Source organism: Paenibacillus pinisoli (genome assembly GCF_003605435.1).
In the GTDB taxonomy this organism is placed as follows: domain Bacteria; phylum Bacillota; class Bacilli; order Paenibacillales; family Paenibacillaceae; genus Pristimantibacillus; species Pristimantibacillus pinisoli.
Window position 1 is genome coordinate 529,682 of record NZ_QXQB01000003.1, and the last position, 21,368, is coordinate 551,049.

At 50.7% G+C, this 21,368-nt stretch carries 17 protein-coding genes; 1 reads left to right on the top strand and 16 read right to left on the bottom strand.

Annotated features, from left to right (window positions below; all coding sequences use genetic code 11):
• Positions 1 to 90 precede the first annotated feature (90 nt).
• Positions 91 to 537, top strand: a complete 447-nt coding sequence (locus tag D3P09_RS15760) for an OsmC family protein (protein ID WP_120111859.1) — start codon at positions 91 to 93, stop codon at positions 535 to 537.
• A 69-nt stretch (positions 538 to 606) separates the two neighbouring features.
• Here D3P09_RS15760 and D3P09_RS28335 read toward each other — a convergent pair whose 3' ends face one another.
• The 16 genes from D3P09_RS28335 to D3P09_RS15850 all read right to left on the bottom strand — a co-directional run bounded on the left by D3P09_RS28335 (position 607) and on the right by D3P09_RS15850 (position 21,148).
• Positions 607 to 2,469: a flagellin N-terminal helical domain-containing protein gene (locus tag D3P09_RS28335; RefSeq protein WP_279387132.1), complete on the bottom strand. Its 1,863-nt coding sequence runs from the start codon at positions 2,467 to 2,469 to the stop codon at positions 607 to 609.
• A 206-nt stretch (positions 2,470 to 2,675) separates the two neighbouring features.
• Positions 2,676 to 3,380, bottom strand: coding sequence for a DNA alkylation repair protein (locus tag D3P09_RS15775; protein ID WP_120112514.1), 705 nt, complete (start codon positions 3,378 to 3,380; stop codon positions 2,676 to 2,678).
• A gap of 2 nt (positions 3,381 to 3,382) precedes the next feature.
• Positions 3,383 to 3,568: a hypothetical protein gene (locus D3P09_RS15780; protein ID WP_120111861.1), complete on the bottom strand. Its 186-nt coding sequence runs from the start codon at positions 3,566 to 3,568 to the stop codon at positions 3,383 to 3,385.
• A 286-nt stretch (positions 3,569 to 3,854) separates the two neighbouring features.
• Positions 3,855 to 5,924: a S8 family serine peptidase gene (locus tag D3P09_RS28340; protein WP_120111865.1), complete on the bottom strand. Its 2,070-nt coding sequence runs from the start codon at positions 5,922 to 5,924 to the stop codon at positions 3,855 to 3,857.
• Positions 5,925 to 6,196: 272 nt separating this feature from the next.
• Complete coding sequence (locus D3P09_RS15795; RefSeq protein WP_120111867.1) at positions 6,197 to 7,534, bottom strand: amidohydrolase family protein; 1,338 nt, start codon at positions 7,532 to 7,534, stop codon at positions 6,197 to 6,199.
• A 27-nt stretch (positions 7,535 to 7,561) separates the two neighbouring features.
• Positions 7,562 to 8,380 carry a carbohydrate ABC transporter permease gene (locus D3P09_RS15800; protein ID WP_165867461.1) on the bottom strand — a complete coding sequence of 273 codons (819 nt, stop codon included), beginning with the start codon at positions 8,378 to 8,380 and terminating at the stop codon, positions 7,562 to 7,564.
• A 37-nt stretch (positions 8,381 to 8,417) separates the two neighbouring features.
• The gene (locus D3P09_RS15805) at positions 8,418 to 9,701 is read right to left on the bottom strand and encodes an ABC transporter substrate-binding protein (protein WP_120111871.1); all 1,284 of its coding nucleotides are present in this window, start codon (positions 9,699 to 9,701) and stop codon (positions 8,418 to 8,420) included.
• A gap of 12 nt (positions 9,702 to 9,713) precedes the next feature.
• Entirely contained in the window at positions 9,714 to 10,640 is a 927-nt protein-coding gene (locus tag D3P09_RS15810; protein WP_120111873.1) for a carbohydrate ABC transporter permease, read from the bottom strand.
• Between the two features lie 16 nt (positions 10,641 to 10,656).
• Complete coding sequence (locus D3P09_RS15815) at positions 10,657 to 11,592, bottom strand: nucleoside hydrolase (RefSeq protein WP_120111876.1); 936 nt, start codon at positions 11,590 to 11,592, stop codon at positions 10,657 to 10,659.
• A gap of 171 nt (positions 11,593 to 11,763) precedes the next feature.
• Positions 11,764 to 12,534, bottom strand: coding sequence for an IclR family transcriptional regulator (locus D3P09_RS15820; protein WP_120111878.1), 771 nt, complete (start codon positions 12,532 to 12,534; stop codon positions 11,764 to 11,766).
• 190 nt (positions 12,535 to 12,724) lie between these two features.
• A complete protein-coding gene (locus tag D3P09_RS15825) occupies positions 12,725 to 13,987 on the bottom strand; it encodes a Gfo/Idh/MocA family protein (RefSeq protein WP_120111880.1) in 1,263 nt (420 codons plus the stop codon).
• 102 nt (positions 13,988 to 14,089) lie between these two features.
• Complete coding sequence (locus D3P09_RS15830) at positions 14,090 to 15,760, bottom strand: response regulator (protein ID WP_120111882.1); 1,671 nt, start codon at positions 15,758 to 15,760, stop codon at positions 14,090 to 14,092.
• A gap of 13 nt (positions 15,761 to 15,773) precedes the next feature.
• The gene (locus D3P09_RS15835) at positions 15,774 to 17,507 is read right to left on the bottom strand and encodes a sensor histidine kinase (RefSeq protein ID WP_120111884.1); all 1,734 of its coding nucleotides are present in this window, start codon (positions 17,505 to 17,507) and stop codon (positions 15,774 to 15,776) included.
• Between the two features lie 39 nt (positions 17,508 to 17,546).
• Positions 17,547 to 18,431 carry a carbohydrate ABC transporter permease gene (locus D3P09_RS15840; RefSeq protein ID WP_120111886.1) on the bottom strand — a complete coding sequence of 295 codons (885 nt, stop codon included), beginning with the start codon at positions 18,429 to 18,431 and terminating at the stop codon, positions 17,547 to 17,549.
• 33 nt (positions 18,432 to 18,464) lie between these two features.
• Entirely contained in the window at positions 18,465 to 19,367 is a 903-nt protein-coding gene (locus D3P09_RS15845) for an ABC transporter permease (protein WP_207892502.1), read from the bottom strand.
• Between the two features lie 107 nt (positions 19,368 to 19,474).
• On the bottom strand, positions 19,475 to 21,148 hold the full coding sequence (locus tag D3P09_RS15850; protein ID WP_120111888.1) for an extracellular solute-binding protein: 1,674 nt from the start codon (positions 21,146 to 21,148) through the stop codon (positions 19,475 to 19,477).
• Between the last annotated feature and the right edge of the window lie 220 nt (positions 21,149 to 21,368).

A 21,368-nucleotide genomic window follows, 5' to 3' on the forward strand; every position in this document is an offset into this window, starting at 1 on the left:
AATACACTAAACATATTACAATAGTAGGAAATATATCAACTATTAACTCCATACTCATTCATTATCCAGAAAAAGGAGACCTCATCCATCATGGCAAATGTTAAAACATTTAAAGCAACTGCGCAGCTGCAAGACGGCGTCAAAGTCCTCACCAAAGCAAGACAATTCGAATTGCTAATTGACGAGCCGCAAAGCCTTGGCGGAACTGACACAGGCATGAATCCCGTTGAAGCTTTGCTTGCCTCCCTGGGCGCATGCCAATCCATCGTGGCACGGGTCTATGCTCCCAAATTCGAGGTGCAGCTTGAGGATTTCCGTGTAGATGTGGAAGGCGAACTCGATCTTGACGGTTTCTTTAACCGTTCCGAAGTCCGTCCCGGCTACTCCGACATCCGATACACCTTCTACATCAAGACCAATTCTCCTCAAGAGAAAGTAGAAGCATTCGTACAGTTTCTGGAGAGCAAATGCCCGGTAGGCGATACCATTGCCAATCCGGTCAATCTTAAGCTGAATCGGATTGTTATTGAAAGTTAGACTTACTGTATAAGCCATTCCAGCTAATTGAGAAAGGCCCTCCATAATGGAGGGCCTTTTATCTATATCCTATTTGATCAATTGCAAGATGGATTGCGGATTGGAATTGGCGTGCGATAACATTGCTTGGGCTGCCTGAGTCAAAATGTTGGATTTCGTCAACTCCATCATTTCCTTCGCCATATCGGTGTCGCGAATTCTGGATTCGGCCGCCATTAAATTTTCGGCATAATTGTCTACCGACTTCATCGTATGCTCGAGACGATTTTGCAGGGCTCCATAAATCGATCTAAAATTGTTCACTCTTTTTAAAGCGCCTTCGGTCTGAGCCAATGATGCTTCCGGATCAGCCGGCGGCAGAATACCAATATTTGCGATTCCAAGTCCGTCTGACTTCACATTGAATAATGGAATATTAAGTACCTGGTTTTCTCGATCCCCCGTTTGAATGTCTACCTTGGGCGGAATATAATCAATGTCCTTAATATCCGTGGTCACCGTCTCGACAATAGAATGGATGGTTTCAGTATATTCCTCTTCAAATCGGAAGACGTCTTTTTTAAAATTAAAATTGCTCAGCGAAAAACCGAATTCCAGCACTTCTCCGTCATCTAGAACCGCATTTTCCCAGGCTGTCGTAATTGCATTGTAAGCCATAGCCAGCTCTGCACTATCTGTCGTCAACGAATCTGGCTTGGAATAGCTTCCGCCATTCAGAAATGCAAATTCAAAATCGACCAGATCGTTGGACAATTCAAATACCGGTCCTGTATCAGGAATGTCCGCACTGGCTGCCGGGGTACCGATCGGCACTCCGTTAGAGGAGGAAATGTCGTAGTTAGCGTCGTATCTCGGTTTAAAAACTGTACTGAACTTGATTTGCTTGTCATCCACGCCGGACTGATTGCGCACCTTGAACTCCGCTGTGAATGACGTTCCGTCAGTCGTTATCATTTTTTCGATTTCGATACCGTCCTTGGAATAAAAGACCGATATAGAACCTGGCGATATGTTCGCACTGTCTACCGTAAACGTACTCAGCGTGTGTGGGACACCGTCAATTTCGATTATCGTACTCCCGTCCTGGAATCCGCCGAAATCGGGGTATTGGCCCGCCACCGTTGAATTGACAACATATTCTGTCTGGAAATAAATATCGCCAATCGTCATGTTTTTAATATCCAGCTCTTTAAATTTCGGTTCGTTGTACCAGATGCGTTCGAAGGTAAACTCATTTGTGGCAGTCGTATCCGTTTGCGTATGAACATTTTTTTCGTAATCGTTATAGCCCGGTCTGCCATCCGGTGAAACGATCGGAGTTAACTGCGCCTCATGATCGTATTCGTTATTGGTCGTCGTTTCTGTTGTTGACCTTACGACATACTTAGGCTGGTCGGGAGTGTCGACAGGATAAAAACCGTAATATACTTCCCGATCTGTTACCGTAGTAGGAAACGGACCTGAATTCGTCACATCAACATTCAGGCTCGAACGATCCTCCAGCACTTGATAATCTTCTCTGGAAAGAAGATTAATGGTATTAAAATCGGTTCTGCGCGCAATATTGTCGATTTCCTCCGTAAGCTGCTTGATCTCAAGCTCTATATTGCGCCGGTCGTGATCGGAATATGTGCCGTTCATCCCCTGAATAATCAGTTCTTTCTGACGGTGGATCATGGCGGTGATTTCTTGGAAGCCGCCCTCTGCCGTCTGAACGAGCGATGTGCCGTCCTGAATATTTCGGCTCGCTTGCTCCAGTCCCCGGATTTGTCCCCTCATCTGCTGGGATATGGCAAGACCTGCCGCATCGTCTGCCGCCCGATTGATACGAAGTCCGGAGGACAGCTTCTCCAAGGATGCGCCTGAGCTTTTGTTGCTTTTATTTAAACGGTTTGTTGTATTTAATGCCGAGATGTTATGCGCTATTTTCATTAACCCCACCCATAATCGTCGCTTTCTTATCTATATCGGCAAGTGGTATCCTAATATTTAGCATTTCTCGCATCTTTTTTGTTACTTTGGTCACAAAAATTTACGACCAAAGCTTCCCAAGCTCACCTTCCATTAGTCCAAAAGTAGCAATTCATCATTGTGCATGTCACACTTGCACATTTTATGAAAGTCTATATTTATAGCTATCAGCATCTCACATGTCTGCGCTTGAAGCCAATCTCCTCTTTGTCGATGGCCTTCTGAATACGGTCGGAAGCGTTCAGGAAGTCCCTTTTCTTGCCCTTCTGCACCTCTACCGGGCCCACTTCGCCAGCAATCTCGACCGCTTTCTCATGCAGCGGCACAAAGGATACCCCTACAGTGTAGATGAAATTATTCATGGAGTATTTCGCACGCTCGGGTGCGTCGTGAATCGTATTTTTGGCCAAATCCAGCAAATCGGTCATCTTTTCTACGGAAAACTCATGGTCCTTGCGGTTCCCCAGCAGCCAGCAATAACAGCTCCAGCCCGCTGACCTCTTCAGCTCTTCATCGCTTGCAATCCATTTGTCCGCGACTTGCTGCGCGATATCAGCCTCGGCGAGAGTGACTGCAACGATATAGTCGGAGATCATATAAAAATAAGCACGATCGATCCAGCGGTCAAAATCCGCTTCCGTCATCACTTTCGGCTCTGCAATAACCCCTGCGAAATACATGGCGTCATAGTTGCCTGTAGCATAAAGCTGCTCGGCCAAAGGCTGGTTTAATCCTGTTTTTTTCTTGATCGGCTTCATTTGACCGGTCGCTACGCCGAATAACGGCTCCTGTGCGCCGTTGGACATATATATCTTTTTAGTGCGTTCCTTGCCAAGCGCTTCAAGCTCCTGCATAACCGCTTCAAATTCCATCGTCATTGCACATCCTTTTGTTTGAGTTTACCGTGACGCTTCCATTCTTCATATCGTTCTGTAATAACCGGCTCGAGGATGAGGTAGTTTTGGAGGGAATCCTCTACATGCAGCTCGATATCGGATTTATCACTCCTCAGCGCTCGCTTGCTGACGAGATCATTTTTGACCAGCCAGGCGATGAACATACCTGTCGGCACATAGCCTGGCTGCGGTCAGCTCCTGCGGGAAGTCTCCGTCATAATGCCTTTTGGCTTTATCGTATACGTACTTTTCTTTCTCCACAAGCTGAAGCAATATATCTACCGGCTCTTCGGCATAGCCTTTCGCTATCCATTCCTCCGCAAGCTCTATAGTAGATTGTACACTCGTGCCACAAGTCTTGTCTCTTCTTCAGCAGAATCAAAAAGCGCCCTGCAGACGAATCTGCAAGGCGCTTTGATCAGGGACAAGTCCCGGATCAATCAAACCCTATTATTTTTTCAGCCATAATGCCGGCACAATAGACGGTTCCCAGCCTGTCATAGAAGTATGTGCTTGACGGCACACGTAGGTTGCGCCGCCATAAGTCACTTCGTCCCCGATCTTATACGATACCCCTGGGGCCCAAGGAGTGGTCGGCTGTGTCGAACCGGAATCCGTCGTTACGGTTACAGCATTGCTTGCGGCGGACCGGTTGCCTGCGGCATCCATGGCTCTAACCGTGAACGTATAGGCTGTATTGGCCGTTAAGCCGGTGACCGTAGCCGAAGTATTCGCGACTGTAGCCGCTAATGAGCTTCCGTTATATACTTCATAGGCTGTTACGCCCACGTTGTCGGTTGAAGCGCTCCAGCTAAGCGATACGCTTGTGCTGGTCTTGCCCGTGGAGATTAGATTGCCTGGGGCGGTCGGTGCTTGCGTATCCCCGCCGCCGCTGCCGGCGCTGAACTGAATCGTTGTATTGGCTGTGCTAGGCTGATAGCCAGAAAGTGTAGTATTGGCCGAGATTTGATAAGTGCCGAGCGCCGTTTGCGCATTCGAGGTTATCGACCAGGCAGCTACACCTGAACTGTTCGTTGCAGCCGCGCCTGTAACCGTTGTTCCATTGGGACGGGTCAGCGTAAAGTTCACCGAAGCGCCTTGCAGCGCATTCCCTTGCTGATCCGTGACTCTTGCCGTGATATTAATATTGTCCCCGCGCTGATACACGGTTTTGTCTGTCTGAACGGTTGTCGTCGTTACCCGATTAGGCTGAGGCGTCCCGCCTGCCGCCAGTACAGCAGCATGAGCATCAACAATGCCATATCCATACTGATTGGCGTTACCTGCAGGCTGGGCTGTATTCCTGAGTATCGTTCTGGCCGCGGCAGGGGTAAGACTCGGATTGACCGATCTCATTAATCCTAAGACGCCGGCCACATGAGGAGTTGCCATGGAGGTTCCGGACATGCTTCTATATTGACCGTTCGGAGAGGTGCTGTAGATGTTCGACCCAGGCGCCATCACATCAAGGCCCGCTCCATAATTGGAGAAGCTCGAACGCGTCCTGCTCGATGTCACGGAGCCCACTGCGATCGAGCCGCTGTAAGCAGCCGGATAAGAGATGCTTGAAGCCCCCTCATTGCCAGTGGCCGCCACAACGATTGTGCCCAGGCTCACTGCCGTTTGAATCGCTTCATCCATCCCACGGTCGTAACCGCCGCCGCCCAGCGACATGTTAATCACATCAGCTCTAATATTAGCGGCATGAAGGATGCCTTGCTGAATGCCATACATCGAACCATTGCCGCTGTCGTTAAGTACTTTTACCGGAATCAAGGTCGCGTTCTGCATCACGCCCGATACCGGTCCGTAGCTGGCGATCGTTCCCGCTACATGCGTGCCGTGCCCATGGCGGTCCAGTGTGGTGCTGTCTACAAAGCTGCGGCCCAGGCTGGTATTCACCAGATTGCTCAAGCTGGGATGATTGCTGTCAATGCCTGTGTCGAGCACGGCGATCCGCACCGAGCTTGATCCTGTGGTTACTCCCCACGCTTGCGAAACCTTAATCATGTCATAATGCCAGCGTTGATTGTTATGAATAGCCTGTACGGAAACATCCTGCACGGCTGCTGTTTCGAGCGCATACATTTTGCGGTTTTCCGAGATGTAACGGACCTGTTGGCCGAGGTTCTCTAATTTTGCTTTCAATGCTTGTTTGGCGGAATCGATCGAAGCATAATCATTAACGGAGTACTCAACCAAATAGACCAAGCCCATTTTCTCTATCGCCGCAGCCTTGACATCGCTATCGAGCGACTGTACCGAGAAGGTCCCCGCATCCTGACCAAACAGCGAATTTGTAACGGCAAAGCCGCTCTGCGCAAGCGATGCCGAATGGATTAATAGATCATCCGTGCTTTGAATCGAATACGAATCGGATTGTTCCGCGATGGATACCACGAGCTGGCCTTCAATAAAATCAGCTGACTGCCCTTGTACAGGGCTGCCGAACGCTGCCCCTGCAAAAAGAGTCGCCATTAGCATCGTAGTCATTAAGATGGAGCTTATAAACCTCTTCATCCTTAAACCCTCCTTCATGAAATAAAAACCGATCCAGTTGCGCTGGTTTCTTATTTACTGCATGATGAACAGAGTTCTCAACCCTAAATTGAAAGCGTATTCATATTGGGGCGCGAATTTGCCGGATCACCTTCTTTCCTCTCAATTTCCCTGCATCCCTGGTTCCCTCCCTTCTTGATTCCATTCATTATTATTTGGTATTTAATATAAATATTCCCAACCGATAACAAAAAGCCATGAATCCCACACCAGGCGGATTCACGGCTTCTTTATCATATACCCGCTCTGCGAGCGATTTCGTCCATTCGATTCTTGCTCTCATGCATGATGCGCTCTTCGTCAAGCGTCAGCATCTCACGGTTTTTCATGACGATTTTCCCGTCGATAATGGCATCCTCCACATCCCGCGGCGTGACCGACTCCACAAGTGTGTTGATCAGGATGCGCGACGGAGTAATGTGAGGCTGGTCGATATCGATCAGAATCAAGTCGGCTTTCTTGCCGGCTTCAACGGTCCCAATCTCATCCGCAAGCTGAAGCGCGGCAGCTCCGCCGATCGTGATCATCTTTAGCAGCTCCGGCACGGGAACGACCATAGGATCGAATACAGGGAGTCCCCAGTAAGCATGCATGCCAGAGCGGAAAACGCGCATCTCATCGAACAAGCTGAGGTTCGAGCCGGACGCGCCGTCGCTGCCCATGCCGATCGGCATCCCCATCATGATCATGCGCGGCGTTTTGGGGAACCCGTGCGAATTGAAGTTGGCCCGCGGACAGTGAACGATGTTCACGCCATACTGCTTCAGCAGCTCCAGCTCCAGCTCAGAATAAACGACATTGTGCGCGGTCAGCAGATTCGGACCGAGCGCGCCGAGCGACTCCAGATACTCGACCGGGCGCTTCTTATACCGCTCCAGGCAGTACCGCACCTCGTCGCGGTGCTCGGCCAAATGCATATGCAGCCCCGTACCGTATTCACGGGCTTTCTGCGCCGCAGCTTGAATCAGTTCAGGCGAGCAGGACATAACCTGCCGGATGCCGAACCAGATCTGGATCCGGCCATCTCCAGCTCCATGATATTCGCGGTGCAGCCACTCATTGTTGTCGATGATCGTCTCCAGCGGCTGCTTCATCGTATCCGGCAAAAAATCGCCAATATCGATACTAGACCGCGTAATAGCCGCTCTCATCCCGGACTGGACAGCCGCTTCGGCAACCTTATGCATATGCACGCCGCCGGCATCGGCAAAGGAGGTCGTGCCCGATTTGATCATCTCCAGACAGCTCATCTCCGCACTTACGCGAACATCGTCTTCGTTCAGGTTGCTTTCGAACGGAACGAGAATACGCGACCAGATCATCGGAAGCTCATCCATCGTCTGGCCTTTCAGCAGCTGCTGGCATGTATGCGTATGGGCATCGACCAGGCCCGGCATGCACAGCTTTCCTTTGCCGTTCAGCGTGTCGGCAGGTTCATATTTGGCTATCAGCTCTTCATTCGGCCCGATCTCGACAATACGCGTTCCGTCGATTGCGATAGCGCAATTCTCGACGATTTCGAAGCCTGGCGTCATATAGCTGCAATTTTTGATTAACAAACTACATTTCATGTTATCACCTATTTTCTTTCTGTTGCATCACTTCACGCCGCCTTCGGTCAAGCCTCTGACGATATACTTCTGGAAGAACAGCACCAGCAGCAGCACGGGCAAGCTGCCGACGATACCCGCCGGGAACATAATCTCGTAAGCGATTCTGTCTTCTCCTATAAACTCCGCCATACGGACGGACAGCGTCTTCACATTCATATTCGTCATCGCGCTGGCGAACAAAAATTCGTTCCATGCACCCATGAATACGAAAATGCCTGTCGTAACCAAGCCGCCCATCGAAAGCGGCAGTACGATTTTCCGGATGACCTGCATGCGGGAGCAGCCGTCCAGCTTGGCGGCTTCTTCGATCTCATAAGGAATCGCGATAATAAAAGAGCGGAACATCCATACGACGTAAGGCAGCGAAAAACTGATATAAGTCAAAATTAAGCCCTGATGCGTATACAGCAATCCCGTTAGCTTCATAATCATAAACAGCGGAATCAGCAAAGCCATATGCGGAAGCATTTGCGATGCGAGCACGGTTAAAAAGAATGCGTTTTTGCGCGGAAATTGAAACCGCGCAAACGCATATGCGCCAAGCGCCCCTATGGATAGGGAGATGGCAGTCGTAAAGCCAGAGACGATCAAGCTGTTCAGCATAGCGGAAGTAAACGATTTCTCCTGCAGCAGCTGAATGTAATACTTGAATGTCCATTTGCTAGGCCATAGCTCCGGAGGGTTGCTGAACAAATCAAGCGGCAGCTTGAAGCTCGACAGCAGCAGCCACAGCATGGGAAACAGGATAAAGATCATCAGTGCAATCGAGATCATGATCTGAACCGTTTTTTTTGCGTACTTCACGCTCAAAAACATCCCCTCGTTTGTGTATTGGGCAGCATTACTTTTGGCCGATCATGGCCAATATTTTGGTCTCGGCATCTTGAAGCGCCTGCTCCGGCGTTACTTTGCCGAGTACAGCCGCCAAGATGTTGCGGGACAGCTCGTCTGTAATTTTCGTTGCATCCTCGTGGCGGAACAAACCGAACGGATACTGCATTTGCTCCGGCAGCAGAGCGTAATGCGGATATTTGGCCAGCAGGTCGGCGTCCTTCACCACTTCGACGTCGCTTGGGATTTTACCGTTAGCGAGCGACATTTTCTTTTGCTGGTCGGCATTGGTTACAAATTTGATATATTCCATGGCCCACTCTTTATTCTTTGAGGCAGCTGGAATCGCCAGCCCACCGGTCTCGCCGTAGGAAGCGGTCTTCAGCTTGCCGCCCGGAATGAGCGCTACGTCCATTTGACCGACAACCTTCGATTTATCTTCATCATTCGCCATCGGCAGCGTTTGCGGCGTGTTCATGTTCATGGCGATAGCGCCTTGCGTCAATACTTCCGTCATAGCGCCGGAGCTCGTAAATTCCTTCGACAGCGGGCTCATGATGTTATGCTTCAGGTTCATATCGGCCATAAATTGCAATGCGGCTACGCCTTCAGGGCTGTTAAAGGTCGGACGGTTGTTCTCATAATCCCAGAACTCCCCGCCATTGGAGCGCAGATGAACGATAAAGCTGGAATAGGACACGATGCCGCCCCAAGTTTCCGCATACGGAGACACTTTATCGTCTTTAATTTCTTTGGCGACCGTGATCAGCTCATCCCATGTTTTTGGAGGATCCTTGATCAGCGTCTTGTTATAGTAGAACTGCCATAGCCATACATAACGAGGAATCGCATACTGCTTTCCTTGGTAGGACATCGCTTCCATCGTTTGCGGGTTCAAGCGTGTTTTCATATCGTCGGTGATATAGGAATCCAGCGGCTCCAGGAAGCCCTTGGAGGCGAACTCGGTCGCCCAGTCATCGCGGACATGCACGACATCGTACTCACTGCTGTTAGCCATAAAAGAGACGAATACTTTATCGTGCAGCTGCATGAAAGGCACAGTCTCGTATTTCACCTTGATGCCGGTAGCTGCGGTAAACTCTTCGTTTTGCTGCTTCCAGAACGGCTCGTCCAGGTAAAGGACGGTGATTTCCTTATTCTCATTGTTGTCCTTACCGGTTCCTTCGGCCGCTTGTCCGCCTTTATCGGCAGATGTTCCGCAAGCCGCCAGCATCGATACGAGCAATGCCGCAATAACCCCCATTTTCATCCATTTGACATGTTTTTTCTCCATGACTTTTTCCCCCTATTCGTTTTTGCCGATCGTTTTTAAATAAACAACTGTGAAAATCAGCGTACAAATCGTTATGAAAAACGCCAGCGCCGAGCCATAGCCCATATCGAAGTTACGGAAAGCTTGCTCATACGCATACACGTTCAACACCATGGTCTTGTCCAGCGGACCGCCTTGCGTCAGCACCCATATGAGGTCGAAGGCGCGCAGAGCCCACATCGTCTCCATCACGAACAGCACCATCAGAACCGGCTTCAGAGAGGGAAGCGTGATGTGGAAAAACCGCTGGATTGTCCCTGCGCCGTCCACTTGACCTGCGTCATACAGTTCCTTGGAGATCGTCTGCATGCCGGCAAGCAGGATGAGCGCTGCAAAAGGAACGCTTTTCCAAATGTCGGCGAGAATCACAGCGCCGAGCGCTGTCGTGCTTTCAGCCAGCCACGATTTATATTCATCGATCAGGCCAAGCCTCATCATCAGCTCGTTAATGATCCCGTTGTTGCCGTTGTACATCCATTTCCACATCAGGCCGTTGACCACGTTCGACAATGCCCATGGGATAAGAAAGACTTTCTTGAAAAATTCGCCGCCCCAAATACCGTGAAATATAGTGAGGGCAATCCCGAAAGCGATGATCAAAGTGCCAATGACTTTAGCCGCCGTAAAGGTAAATGTCTGCAGCAGCACGTTCGGGATGCGCAGATCCTGCAGCATCTTTGCATAGTTATCCAAGCCGATAAAGGTGAAATGGGCGCGGCCTGAAACAAAGTCCATTTTCGCAAATGAAAGGAACAAGGCGTACGCCATCGGAAACAAGATGGTCATAGCCAGCAGTATTAACGTCGGCGTCAAATAGACGCCGGCCGCAGCCGAATCTGACATCCGGTCAAAGCGGCTCAGCCAGCCCGTATGCCCGGGTGTCTTGCGATGCTTGCTCATGCGGGTTGTCCTCCTTTTATCTGCTGAATGCTTGATCGGTCCTGCTCAGAAAATCGGAGACAAACCGCTCCGCATCGACTCCCATGCATACCTGCGTATTCGGGCTGGCAGGAGACTCGCGGTGAATGTCTTCCACCGTGCGGCCTAGCGCATCCTCATCCAGATCCACGGTAATATGCATGGGCACGGTCCCCACCAAATCCGGACAGGCGGCCACGCCGACGGCCAGCGGATCATGCAGCGCACAGCCTTGCAAATACGGATGATATTTCTTGTAAGCCTGCAAATAATATTCCGTAAAGGTCGCGAAGAATACGCTGCTCTCCGTGCCCTTCTCCCGCCACTTCTCTGCGGCTTCCTGGCGCAGCACCGTCTTTCTCGTCACATCAAGTCCGACCAGTGTAATGGGCAGGTCGGAGGAGAAGACGACGCGGGCGGCATGAGGGTCAATAATGATGTTCGCTTCCGCGAACTTTGTGACATTGCCGGGCGCTGCCACCGCGCCGCCCATCGTAACCACGCGCCCGAGCTTGCCCACTATGTCGGGCGCCTTCTGGATCGCCAGCGCCAGATTGGTTAGCGGCGCTGTCGTGACCAGCGTCAAATCGCTGCCGTGCTTGCGCGATTGCTCGATAATGAAGTCGACGGCATGCATCTCCTCAGCCGTCCGCTTCGGCTCGCGACGGTTGACGTCGCCAAGCCCGTCATTGCCGTGGAACGTGCCGCTGTAGACGCGGCTTCGGACGAGCGGCTTCTCAGCGCCGCGGTATACCGGCGCGTCGCACTTCAGCAGCTCAAGCACAAGCAAGGTGTTGCGCACGGATTGATCGACGGGAGCCATGCCGTAAGTCGTCGTGACGCCAAGCAGCTCAAGCTCGGGGATTGCGCAGGCGTAAGCGATAGCCAGCGCATCGTCGATGCCCGTATCCATATCCAAAATCACTTTGCCCAAGGAATGTCCTCCTTCGCTGCCGCCGGATATTCGCAGTACATCCGGCAGCCTTCTGTCGTGTATGAATAGTGTTCCATTCGAATCCGAATGGAAATCATTCACGGTATTTATGACAAAAAAAGCTAGTTGTTCTTATATGCGGAACATCGTTCTTTCTTATGGTTAAAAAAATTAGACTCCTCCGAGTCTAGCGGATATTAGCTCCGCAGCATTCTGGCATTGCAGCAGCAGTTGATCCGTGATTTTATTCATGCGGAATTCGAGTCCCGAGATCGACAATCCGGCTATCACTTCTCCTGTATGGTCTCTAATAGGAACGGCAATCCCCATACCGCCTAGCGAGAAGTCGTTCGCGGAGATACAGTAGCCCTGTTCTCTAATCGTCTGCAGATGATCCAGCAGCTCCGACGGGTCTACGATCGTATATTCCGTATACTTTTGCAAACCATTTGATATAATTTTGTTAATCTTGTCGGGCGAAAGATTAGCGAGTAATATCTTGGTAGTGGCTCCCGCATGCAAGGACACTCTTTTGCCCAGAGGCGACGTATACCGCACGCTCTGCGAACTTTCGACCTTTTCAATACAAATGCCTTCTAACCCGTCGACGATCATAAGCATAACGGTCTCATTGGAGCTTGCGCACAAATCCTCCATGATCGGCTTGCTGACCGCGCGCAGACTCATCCGGTTCGTTACGATCGTCCCCAGCTCGAACAGCTTGATGCCGAGCGAGTATTTCTGTGTGACCGGACTTTTGCTGACAAAGGCGCGATTCTCCAGGGTAACCAGCATCCGGTGAACGACGCTTTTGTACAAGCCCAATTGCTCGCTAAGCTCGGTAACTCCCCACTCCGGCTTTTCTGCGGTGAAGCATTCAAGCAATCGTAAAATGCGGTCTCCTGTTTCTAAAACGGCGGTTTTCTTCCCATTATTCTCCATCACAACATGACCTTTCGTTCCGCAAATAAGAACAGCGTTCTTTTATCATAAAAACTTAATTTCATTATATATCATTTTATGTAAAACGCAATCACTTTTGTAGAATTCCGCTACAAGAAGAAACTGCGGCTATCCTTCTTCGAGGATGCCGCAGCCGAATGTCTGGCCAAGTACGGCCTCACGAGATTTCTTACGCTTCCGCCGCAAAATCCGACAGGTTCACCGCAAAGCCTTCATGCAAGCGGGAATGCTCAGCCGCAAAGGCCATCAGATGGCTTTGCAGGGAGGCGGTTGCCGACGTCAAGCCATGCGACGGATTAAGCTCAAACTGGCGAACGTCGCGCAGGAACGAATTCACCATCCGCTCATCGCCGCCGCCATGCCCGTCCCCTTCCACATTGCAGCGAATCTCCACCTGCTCGCCGGTCGCATAACGGAACAGCGTAAAAGCTCCTTTATCCATATCTCCGATAATTTCGCCATGCGTCCCCATAATCTGAACCCGGCGAGTGCCGCTTTGCGTCAGCCCCGACATGATAAAGGAAGCGTTCGCTCCATTCTCAAAGGCCAGATTAACCACCTGGTGATCCACGACATTGTTGTCGCAGCGATAGACGCAGCGTCCGAATGGCCCTTCCCTCAGCGCCTTCATGATCCCTTCTTGGGATAAATCGCTTGTCATATAACGCGCCCATGGATGATGCGGAGGCTGAATATACATCTTCATAGCCGAGAATGGACATTCCCGCTCCACTGCGCAGCCGTCGATGCAGCGGAGCGTCGAGCCTTCCGGAGCATTCTCTTCCCGAAAATGCAGCAAGGAGCCGTACGAGCTCACACTCGTGCAGGGCTGATCCATCAGCCAGGAGATGATGTCCAGATCATGGCTGGACTTCGCCAAGATCATAGGGCTGGTCTCCTCCGAATTGCGCCAATTCCCTCGCACATAGCTGTGCGTCATATGGTGATAGCCGACATTTTCGGTTAATTGAATCGTCCCGACGGTGCCCAGCTCCCCATCCTGAATGCACTTCTTGATTCCCGACCAGAATGGCGAGTATCGAAGCACATGCGTCACCACCAGCAATCTCTGATGGCGAAGCGATGCTTGCTCAAGCTCAATGCATTCCGCCAAGGAAGGCGACATCGGCTTCTCCAGCATGACATGATAGCCCAGCTCCATCGCCTTCATAGCCGGCACATAATGCATCCGGTCGAGCGTGCATATAATCATCACATCCGCGATGCGGCCTTGACGGAATGCCTTCTCCCAGGAATCATACACAAACTCCGGCGGAATCCCATGGATCTCCGCGAACTGGGTTCTGCGCTCTTCATCCGGCTCAGCTACCGCTACGATCTTCAGCTCATTCGGGAATTTCTCCGCATAAGGCCCATAAATATATCTTCCTCTGCTGCCTGCGCCAAGCAGTACGGCCCTTAATGTTTTCATGCCTCTTCCCCCTCTTATCCCCATCTGTACTTCCCATTGTAAAAGGAGGCTGGAGGAGGAGAAAGAGACTGTTCATGACATCCATATACAATTATTGACCTTTCATCTGCCCCCGGCGCGAGCTGTGCGGAAATCCTGCGGCGTCGTGTCGTTCATCTTCTTGAAGAAGCGGATAAACGCAAGCGCCGAATTATAGCCAAGCTTGGCGGATATTTCATTGACCTTCATCGACGTGTTCAGCAGCATGTCGATCGCAATGACATTCCGGTAGTCATTCACGTATTTCGACAAGCCGATGCCGGTCATTTGCTTATACAGCCGCGACAAGTAAGACGGATTCAAGCCTACGTAATCGGCCAAAGCGGTGAGGGAGATGTCCGTCGCTATATTCTCCTCGATATAGCGATGCACCTTATTGACGACTTCCGTCGGCAGCAGACTGCCCCTGAGCGTATTCCACTCGAAGAAGCAGTCGGCCAGCCGTTTGTAATAGTGAGTCAGCTCAGGCCATGAGGTCGATTCGCCGTGGCGGAACAACGGATCAAGGTCCATCTGCGTATTGACGTAATCGCATATATCCCGATTCTGGTGCAAATAGAACAAGAACACCGCAGATAAAGAATGATACAATTCAATCTTCCGCTCATGGTTAGCACCCGTATCCGCCCATACCGATGTAAGCTCGGCATAAAGCTTGTTGAACGGCTCGCGATGGTTATTTTCAAGGCAGCTCATAAGCAATTGAACGCGGGTATGGTAGAAGCTGTCCCGGTAGCCTCCCGCTTTGTCGCCGGACTCCCTGCTTTGAATATCCTTGTCGGTCATAATGACCTCATGAAACAAGCCATGCCCCTGCACCAAGCCGTATTTGATGGAATGGAACCGGTCCGACACCTCGCTCCAAGGGGCCGGTTCACTGCCCAGCAGGAACGATACCGACAGCCCCAGCAGCTTCTTGCAGGTCTCCTGAATCGTCTCCAATATTCCGCTGGCGTAGCGGTGCGCCCTGATCCAATCGAGGCTGCCCGGATCGCCAGTCATGCCCCCCGATGCTTTCGGCTGGAATAGCCACACGATCTTGGACAGCTCGAAGACGACCGAATAACAGCTGGCCTGCGCCGTCAAATATTCATCGCCAACGTTCTGCAGAGCATAAGCAAGCAGCGCTTTGTCAGGTGTTGTGAACATCTCTTTCCAGGCATCTATTCGTCCAACAAGCATATAGACCGGCATTGACGCATCCAGCGGAATATTGATTTCTTTAAAAATTTGCGCCAGCTGGCTCTCCGTAACTTGCTTCCCTTGAAGCAGGCTCCACATGTACTCCTTTTGCAAAGAAGGCAATGCCCTTCGCATGTTAGACTCGGCCCTTGAGATCATTTGCGCCTGGTCCTGCTCCTCCCTCAGCTTTTCAATAGCGCGTTCGATGGCTTGAATGATTTTCTCATCGCTTTCTACCTTCAGAATGTAGTCAAAGCCGCCATAGGTCATCGCATCTCTGGCATACTGGAAATCATTATATCCCGTCAGAAAGATCACTTTACACGCAGGCCATTGCGGCAGTATTTCCTGGAGCAGCTCGATCCCCCCGATCCCGGGCATCTTAATGTCGGACAACACGATATCAATGCGATGCCGGGACAGAATTTGAAGCGCCTCTTCGCCTGAATAAGCTTTGTGCACCTCCAGCTGCAAATGCTCCGTCTGCTCGAACAGCTCGAGCAGGCCGTCAACTATAATAGGCAGGTCATCCACGATTAGCAGTCTGTACATGCTGATTCCTCCTCTAGCTCGCGCTCAGTTTAATTCTGACCTGCAGTCCTCCCAGCTCGGACCGCGACACCATGAGACCGTATTCCGCTCCATACCGCAGCTGGATCCGGCGATGAACATTCAGGATCCCGGTCGTCTCCTCGATCCGGTTCGTCGAGTGCAGCAGCTTCTTCCGCAGCAGCTCAATGCCTTCATCCGTTATGCTCCGCCCGTTATCCTCCACATAGATGGAGAAGTCTTCTCCCTTCAGTTCGCTGTGAACCCACAGCTCGCCAGGCTCCAGCATATTGCCCAGCGCATGCTTGTATGCATTCTCGATAATGGGCTGCAGGATCAGCCTTGGGACCATAATATCCGGCCCATCGCCTTCGAACAGCACATCAATCTTCTCGCCATAACATATCGATTGCATCTTCACATAGGTGCGGGAATGCTCCAGCTCAAGCTCCAGCGGGATATCATCTTCATCGTTGCGGGTAATGAACTGGAAGTATTGTCCGATATAAAGGCAGAATTGATAGGCCTTCTCCTTCTGGCCCTCTGACTTGATCAACCGGCATAGCACAAAAAAGCAATTATATAAGAAATGAGGATTAATCTGCGATTGCAGCCGCTTCAGCTCCGAACGCTGATTGCGGATTTGCCCCTCGTAATTTTCTTCGATCAGTGTCTTCAAATATCGGACCGTATCGTTGAACGCTTCATACAAATAACCGAACTCGTCGGCCCCGCGGTCGATCACGATTGGATCAAGCCTGTTCTGCTGAACGCGGCGGAAGGAATGGACCAGCTTCATGAGCGGCCGGTAAATAAACCTTAAAAGAAAATACGTGAAGAATAGCACGATGACCGCCGCAAGCGCACAGGCCCACCAAAATAAAGTGCGGTACACCTGAAGCGAACCGAGCGCCGTCTCCTCCGGAATGCAGGTAATGGAGTACGCGTTCCAAAGCTCGGAATACTGATACACGGCAAGATATCTCTCGCCCTTGTAATGGATGGTTTCATACCCGCTAGTTGAGAGCGCTTCCTTTTTTCCCTCCGCAAAAACCTTCATTTCCTTCAGCCAATCGGCATCCGCGCCGCTGTCCACGCTCCATTCCCTCTCCAGGTTGAACAGCGCCGTGTATCCGCCCCGCTTTCTGCCGATCTGCGCCAGCGTTTCTTTGATCTTGGCGGTAGACAGCTCGACGCCTATCAGATACAACGGTTCCCTGGACGTGTTGATCGGGTATTGCATCGTAATGAACAGTCGGTCTCTCCAATAGATGAACGGTTCCTCGTACAACTTAGCGTTATGCTGCATCGCCTTGTATTCCTCATCGTCCAGGAACGTTTCATAGCTGTTGCTGAGCACCGTGCGCCCGATGAGCGGAATATAAGCTTTGGCTTCCCTTATGAACGGACTGGAGTTCTTCATCAATTCCAGCCGCCTCTGGACATCCAAGATAATGCGGGAGCGGTCATACGAGCTCATCTCATTGCCCGTTGCCGCAATTTCCATAAGATCCTGGTCCATGACGTAATTGGGCAAATAACGGCTGATCCGGTCCGCTTCCTTATCGAGCGAATCCATATAGAACTGCGTCGTATTCAACACCGACAGCGAAATTTCGCTGCGGATCGTATCGGAGCCTTTCTCTATAATCATCCACGTAATGGCCAGAAGCGGCAATAAGGCCGCCAGAAAGGCAGCCATAATCTTTTTGAAAATAGAGGAATCATGCAAGAAAAATACGCTTCTCATAAGGTGTTCTCCCATCGGAAAAGGTAGAGCGCATATATCCTATTCTTTGACACTCCCCATGACGATGCCTTTGATAAAAAACCTCTGCAGAAACGGATATACGATTAATATCGGGAAAGCCGCCACAAAAATTTGCGCCGCCCGGCTCGTACGGTCCGACAGCTTCAGCAGAAGCTCCACGTTCTCCGCCTTGATGAACCGGAAATCCATCTTGATGATTACGGTCTGCAGGAAGGTTTGAAGCGGATAATTTTCAGTATGATTCATATACAGCATGCCGTCAAACCAGCTATTCCAATGGCCCACCATCGTAAAAAGTCCCGTCGTGGCCAAAGCCGGCAACGATAGCGGCACATAGATTTTCCAAAGGGTTGTAAAATGGCTCGCGCCGTCAATCCGAGCGGATTCCTCCAGCTCCTTGGGCAAGCTGCGGTAGAAGTTCAGCAGCAGGATTACGTTAAACACAGGGATTGCGGTCGGCAGCACAAGCGCCCACAGCGTGTCGATCAGGCCTAGCGACTTGACCGTCAAGTAGGACGGAATAAGACCGCCGCTGAACAATATCGTGAATACGAATACCCAGGCATACAGCGTTCTGAGCCTAAGCTGACGGTTGTCTTTCGATAACGGATAGGCCGTTATGATCATTAGCACCATGCTAATCGAAGTCCCGAGGACGACGCGCTGGATCGACACCCAGAACGCGCGCAAATATTCCGGCTTGCCAAATACGTTCTGATAGGCGGCGGTTGTGAAATCAACCGGCCAAAGGGTTACCTGACCGGCTGCCGCCGCGCTCCCCGAGCTGAATGAAAGCGCCAGGATGTGAATGATCGGCATTAGACATAAGACGGATATGAACAACAGGAATGTGTAGTTGCATGCTACAAATATTTTTCTGCCGGGTGATCTGCTAGTAATCACGGTAAGTCTCCCTTCTGCATGGCGGATGAATCGTTAAAAGATGCGGTAATTCGCAAGGCGGTAAGCCATGACGTATGAAAGTGAAATAAAAATAAACGAAACAATGGATTTGAGCAGTCCTACGGCGGTAGCGAAGCCGAACTGCGCCTGCTGAACGCCCATGCGGTACACAAAGGTATCGATAATATCCGCGCTTTCATAGACAGGAGGGCTGTACAGGTTAAAGATTTGCTCGAAGCCGGCATTCAGCACATTGCCGATGTTAAGCGTAAGCATTAACACGATGATCGGCATCATGCCGGGCAAAGTCACATGGAATGTCTGCTTCCACCGCCCCGCGCCGTCAATCTCTGCCGCTTCATACAGGGAAGGGTTGATGCCCGTCAGCGCGGCGAGATAGACTATTGTGCCGAATCCGAATTCCTTCCACACATCGGAGCCCACCATAACATAAGGGAACCAGGCATTGTCCCCCAGAAAGAAGATCGGCTTGATGCCGAATATGCCCAGCAGCTGATTGAGCACCCCGGATGATGGCGACAGCACATCCACCAATATGCCGCTCAGCAATACCCATGACATGAAATGCGGCAAATACACCAGCGTCTGGAACGTCCGTTTGATCCATTCCCTCCGCAGCTCATTAAGAAGGATCGCAATGGTAATGGGCACAAACAGCCCCGCTACGATTTTCATGACGGCGATATAAACGGTGTTGAAAAAAATGCGGCCGATATCGGGATACTCCATCAGCAATTGAAAGTTTTTGAGCCCGATAAAGGGCGATCCGAATCCCTTGTTCGGCACGTACTTCTGGAAAGCCATTATAATGCCCGCCATCGGCACATAGCTGAAGATGAGCACCAAGCCAATAGCCGGAAGCAGCATCAGATGAAGAGGCCATTCCCTCTTCCATAACCGTGATAGTCCACTCATGCCTTTCACCTCGTTGTTAACTGAATCCGAACCGTTAAAGCCTAACAAAAGAGGGATTGTGCCACTGTCACCCAATCCCCCGATTTATCCGCTTTGCGATTCTTGAATTATTTATGAGTCGCGTACCACTCGTTTACTTCCTTCGTGATTTCATCTCCGCCAAGCTTCTTCCACTCTGCGACGAATTTATCGAATTCATCGATGGATACCTGGTTCATGATGATTTTGAAGAACACTTCATCCCGCTTCTTAATCAAAATTTCTTGTCTGTCCGCCATAGCCGGGGTTGGCGCTCCATAAAATTTGTTTTGCAGGAATTGATTGTTTTTCTGGATTTCTGGCACGAGCGAATATACGCCTTTTGGACCGGAGATCAAATATTCCCACCACATGCTGGTGTCGCCGTCCTCCACATACTTCATCGCGCGCTCATACCGCGTTTTGTGATCCTTCGTTTCCAGAATGCTTGGATCCTTGTTCTCAATCGCTTTCGGCAAAATCTCGCCGTTGTTGTCCTTTTGCTTGCCTACGCGCAGCGGGCTGAGCAGCCAGTAGTTATTGCCCTTCTCCACGCGGTCCTTGCCGAACTCATACACCTTCTGCTCATCTGTCGGATGGTTGTCGACCGCAATCCATTGGTTCAGCAGTCTGATGACGCCTTCCGGATGCTTCGCTTTTTTGGAGATGACATAATATTCATCCACGCCAAGGCCGATTTGACCAAGCGTCGGATTGCTGTCCACGGAAGGAATCGGGAACGCGCCCCACTCCTGCACGACTTTGCCGTCCTTCACCGCGCCCTTGACCAATTGTGCCGGCGTCCAGGATGCGCCGAATACCATGCCGATGCTGTTGTCGTAAATCAGCTCAGCCGCTTTTTCGGTATCTTTAACCGCAAACTCGGGATCGATCAAGCCTTTTTTGAACATGTCCTGCAAAGCGGCAAGCGCTTCCTTCACCTGAGGCTGGATGTCGCTGTTGACCAATCCGCCGTTGCCGTCTTCGATCCAGATGTTCTCGTAAGCATGATAGCCGTTCAGAAAAGCTCTCAGGCCTGTAACGCCTGTCTCGATGTTGAATGGGTTTTTGCTGACAGCAAGCCCGTAAGGAGTGCCTGTGCCGCCCGGATCCTTCGCCTTAAACGCCTCAGCGATCGTCATCATGTCTGCCATTGTTTTCGGCTCCGGCAAGTTCAGCTCCTTCAGCCAATCCGTACGCACAAACAAGGTCTGGAATTGGAATGGATTGTAGGAGCTTGGAATGCCCATCAGCTTGCCATCGAACGTGGCCGTCTTCATCTGCATGCCGCCGTCCATCGTCAGAAACTTTTTCGTCTCTTCCGTAGCATGCTGGTCATACACTTCCGTCAAATCCATAATCATGTCCGCTTCAGTCAATTCTTTGAGCTGCGTCGCATTGACGAGCAGGAAATCCGGAAGATCATTGGAAGCGATGGTGATCTTCACTTTTTCCTTGAACTGGCTGACATCCGCTACCCACTTGTTCGTAATTTTGACGCCGATATCTTTTTCGTACGCATCATATACCGCGTTTTTCTCGAAGCTTTCGCCTTCGTCAAACTTCAGATATTGATCGCTTGGCGAAACGGTGGAAACTTCAATCACTTCATTTTGTCCGCCTTGCTCAGCAGGCGCGCTTGCACTTGCGCTTGGACTTGGACTCGCGTCATTCCCGTTGTTGCCCCCGCCCTTGCCGCATGCGGTGATGGTCAGGCAAAGGATCATTGCGACGATCATAAGCACTTTCTGTTTCTTCTTCATGCTACCCCTCCAGATGATCTCAATGTGAATATCGCTTCGGCTTTCATAGTTCTAGTATAGAAAGGTGATCGCCAGCCAGCCATATACTACTCTTTACTTTCATATACACCTCTTGACAAAGCCTTATAATTTCCATAAATTTACTAAAAATCGTATTGACTCTCCCAATAAATTGGTTAAGATGTTGAAAAAGAACAGCAGCCTATACCATTCAATCGGA

Bases quoted from the DNA above. Each gene is read 5' to 3' on its own strand.
- D3P09_RS15760 (WP_120111859.1), top strand. From the start codon at position 91: ATGGCAAATGTTAAAACATTTAAAGCAACTGCGCAGCTGCAAGACGGC.
- D3P09_RS28335 (WP_279387132.1), bottom strand. From the start codon at position 2,469: ATGAAAATAGCGCATAACATCTCGGCATTAAATACAACAAACCGTTTA.
- D3P09_RS15775 (WP_120112514.1), bottom strand. From the start codon at position 3,380: ATGGAATTTGAAGCGGTTATGCAGGAGCTTGAAGCGCTTGGCAAGGAA.
- D3P09_RS15780 (WP_120111861.1), bottom strand. From the start codon at position 3,568: ATGTTCATCGCCTGGCTGGTCAAAAATGATCTCGTCAGCAAGCGAGCG.
- D3P09_RS28340 (WP_120111865.1), bottom strand. From the start codon at position 5,924: ATGAAGAGGTTTATAAGCTCCATCTTAATGACTACGATGCTAATGGCG.
- D3P09_RS15795 (WP_120111867.1), bottom strand. From the start codon at position 7,534: ATGAAATGTAGTTTGTTAATCAAAAATTGCAGCTATATGACGCCAGGC.
- D3P09_RS15805 (WP_120111871.1), bottom strand. From the start codon at position 9,701: ATGGAGAAAAAACATGTCAAATGGATGAAAATGGGGGTTATTGCGGCA.
- D3P09_RS15810 (WP_120111873.1), bottom strand. From the start codon at position 10,640: ATGAGCAAGCATCGCAAGACACCCGGGCATACGGGCTGGCTGAGCCGC.
- D3P09_RS15820 (WP_120111878.1), bottom strand. From the start codon at position 12,534: ATGGAGAATAATGGGAAGAAAACCGCCGTTTTAGAAACAGGAGACCGC.
- D3P09_RS15825 (WP_120111880.1), bottom strand. From the start codon at position 13,987: ATGAAAACATTAAGGGCCGTACTGCTTGGCGCAGGCAGCAGAGGAAGA.
- D3P09_RS15830 (WP_120111882.1), bottom strand. From the start codon at position 15,760: ATGTACAGACTGCTAATCGTGGATGACCTGCCTATTATAGTTGACGGC.
- D3P09_RS15835 (WP_120111884.1), bottom strand. From the start codon at position 17,507: ATGAGAAGCGTATTTTTCTTGCATGATTCCTCTATTTTCAAAAAGATT.
- D3P09_RS15845 (WP_207892502.1), bottom strand. From the start codon at position 19,367: ATGAGTGGACTATCACGGTTATGGAAGAGGGAATGGCCTCTTCATCTG.
- D3P09_RS15850 (WP_120111888.1), bottom strand. From the start codon at position 21,148: ATGAAGAAGAAACAGAAAGTGCTTATGATCGTCGCAATGATCCTTTGC.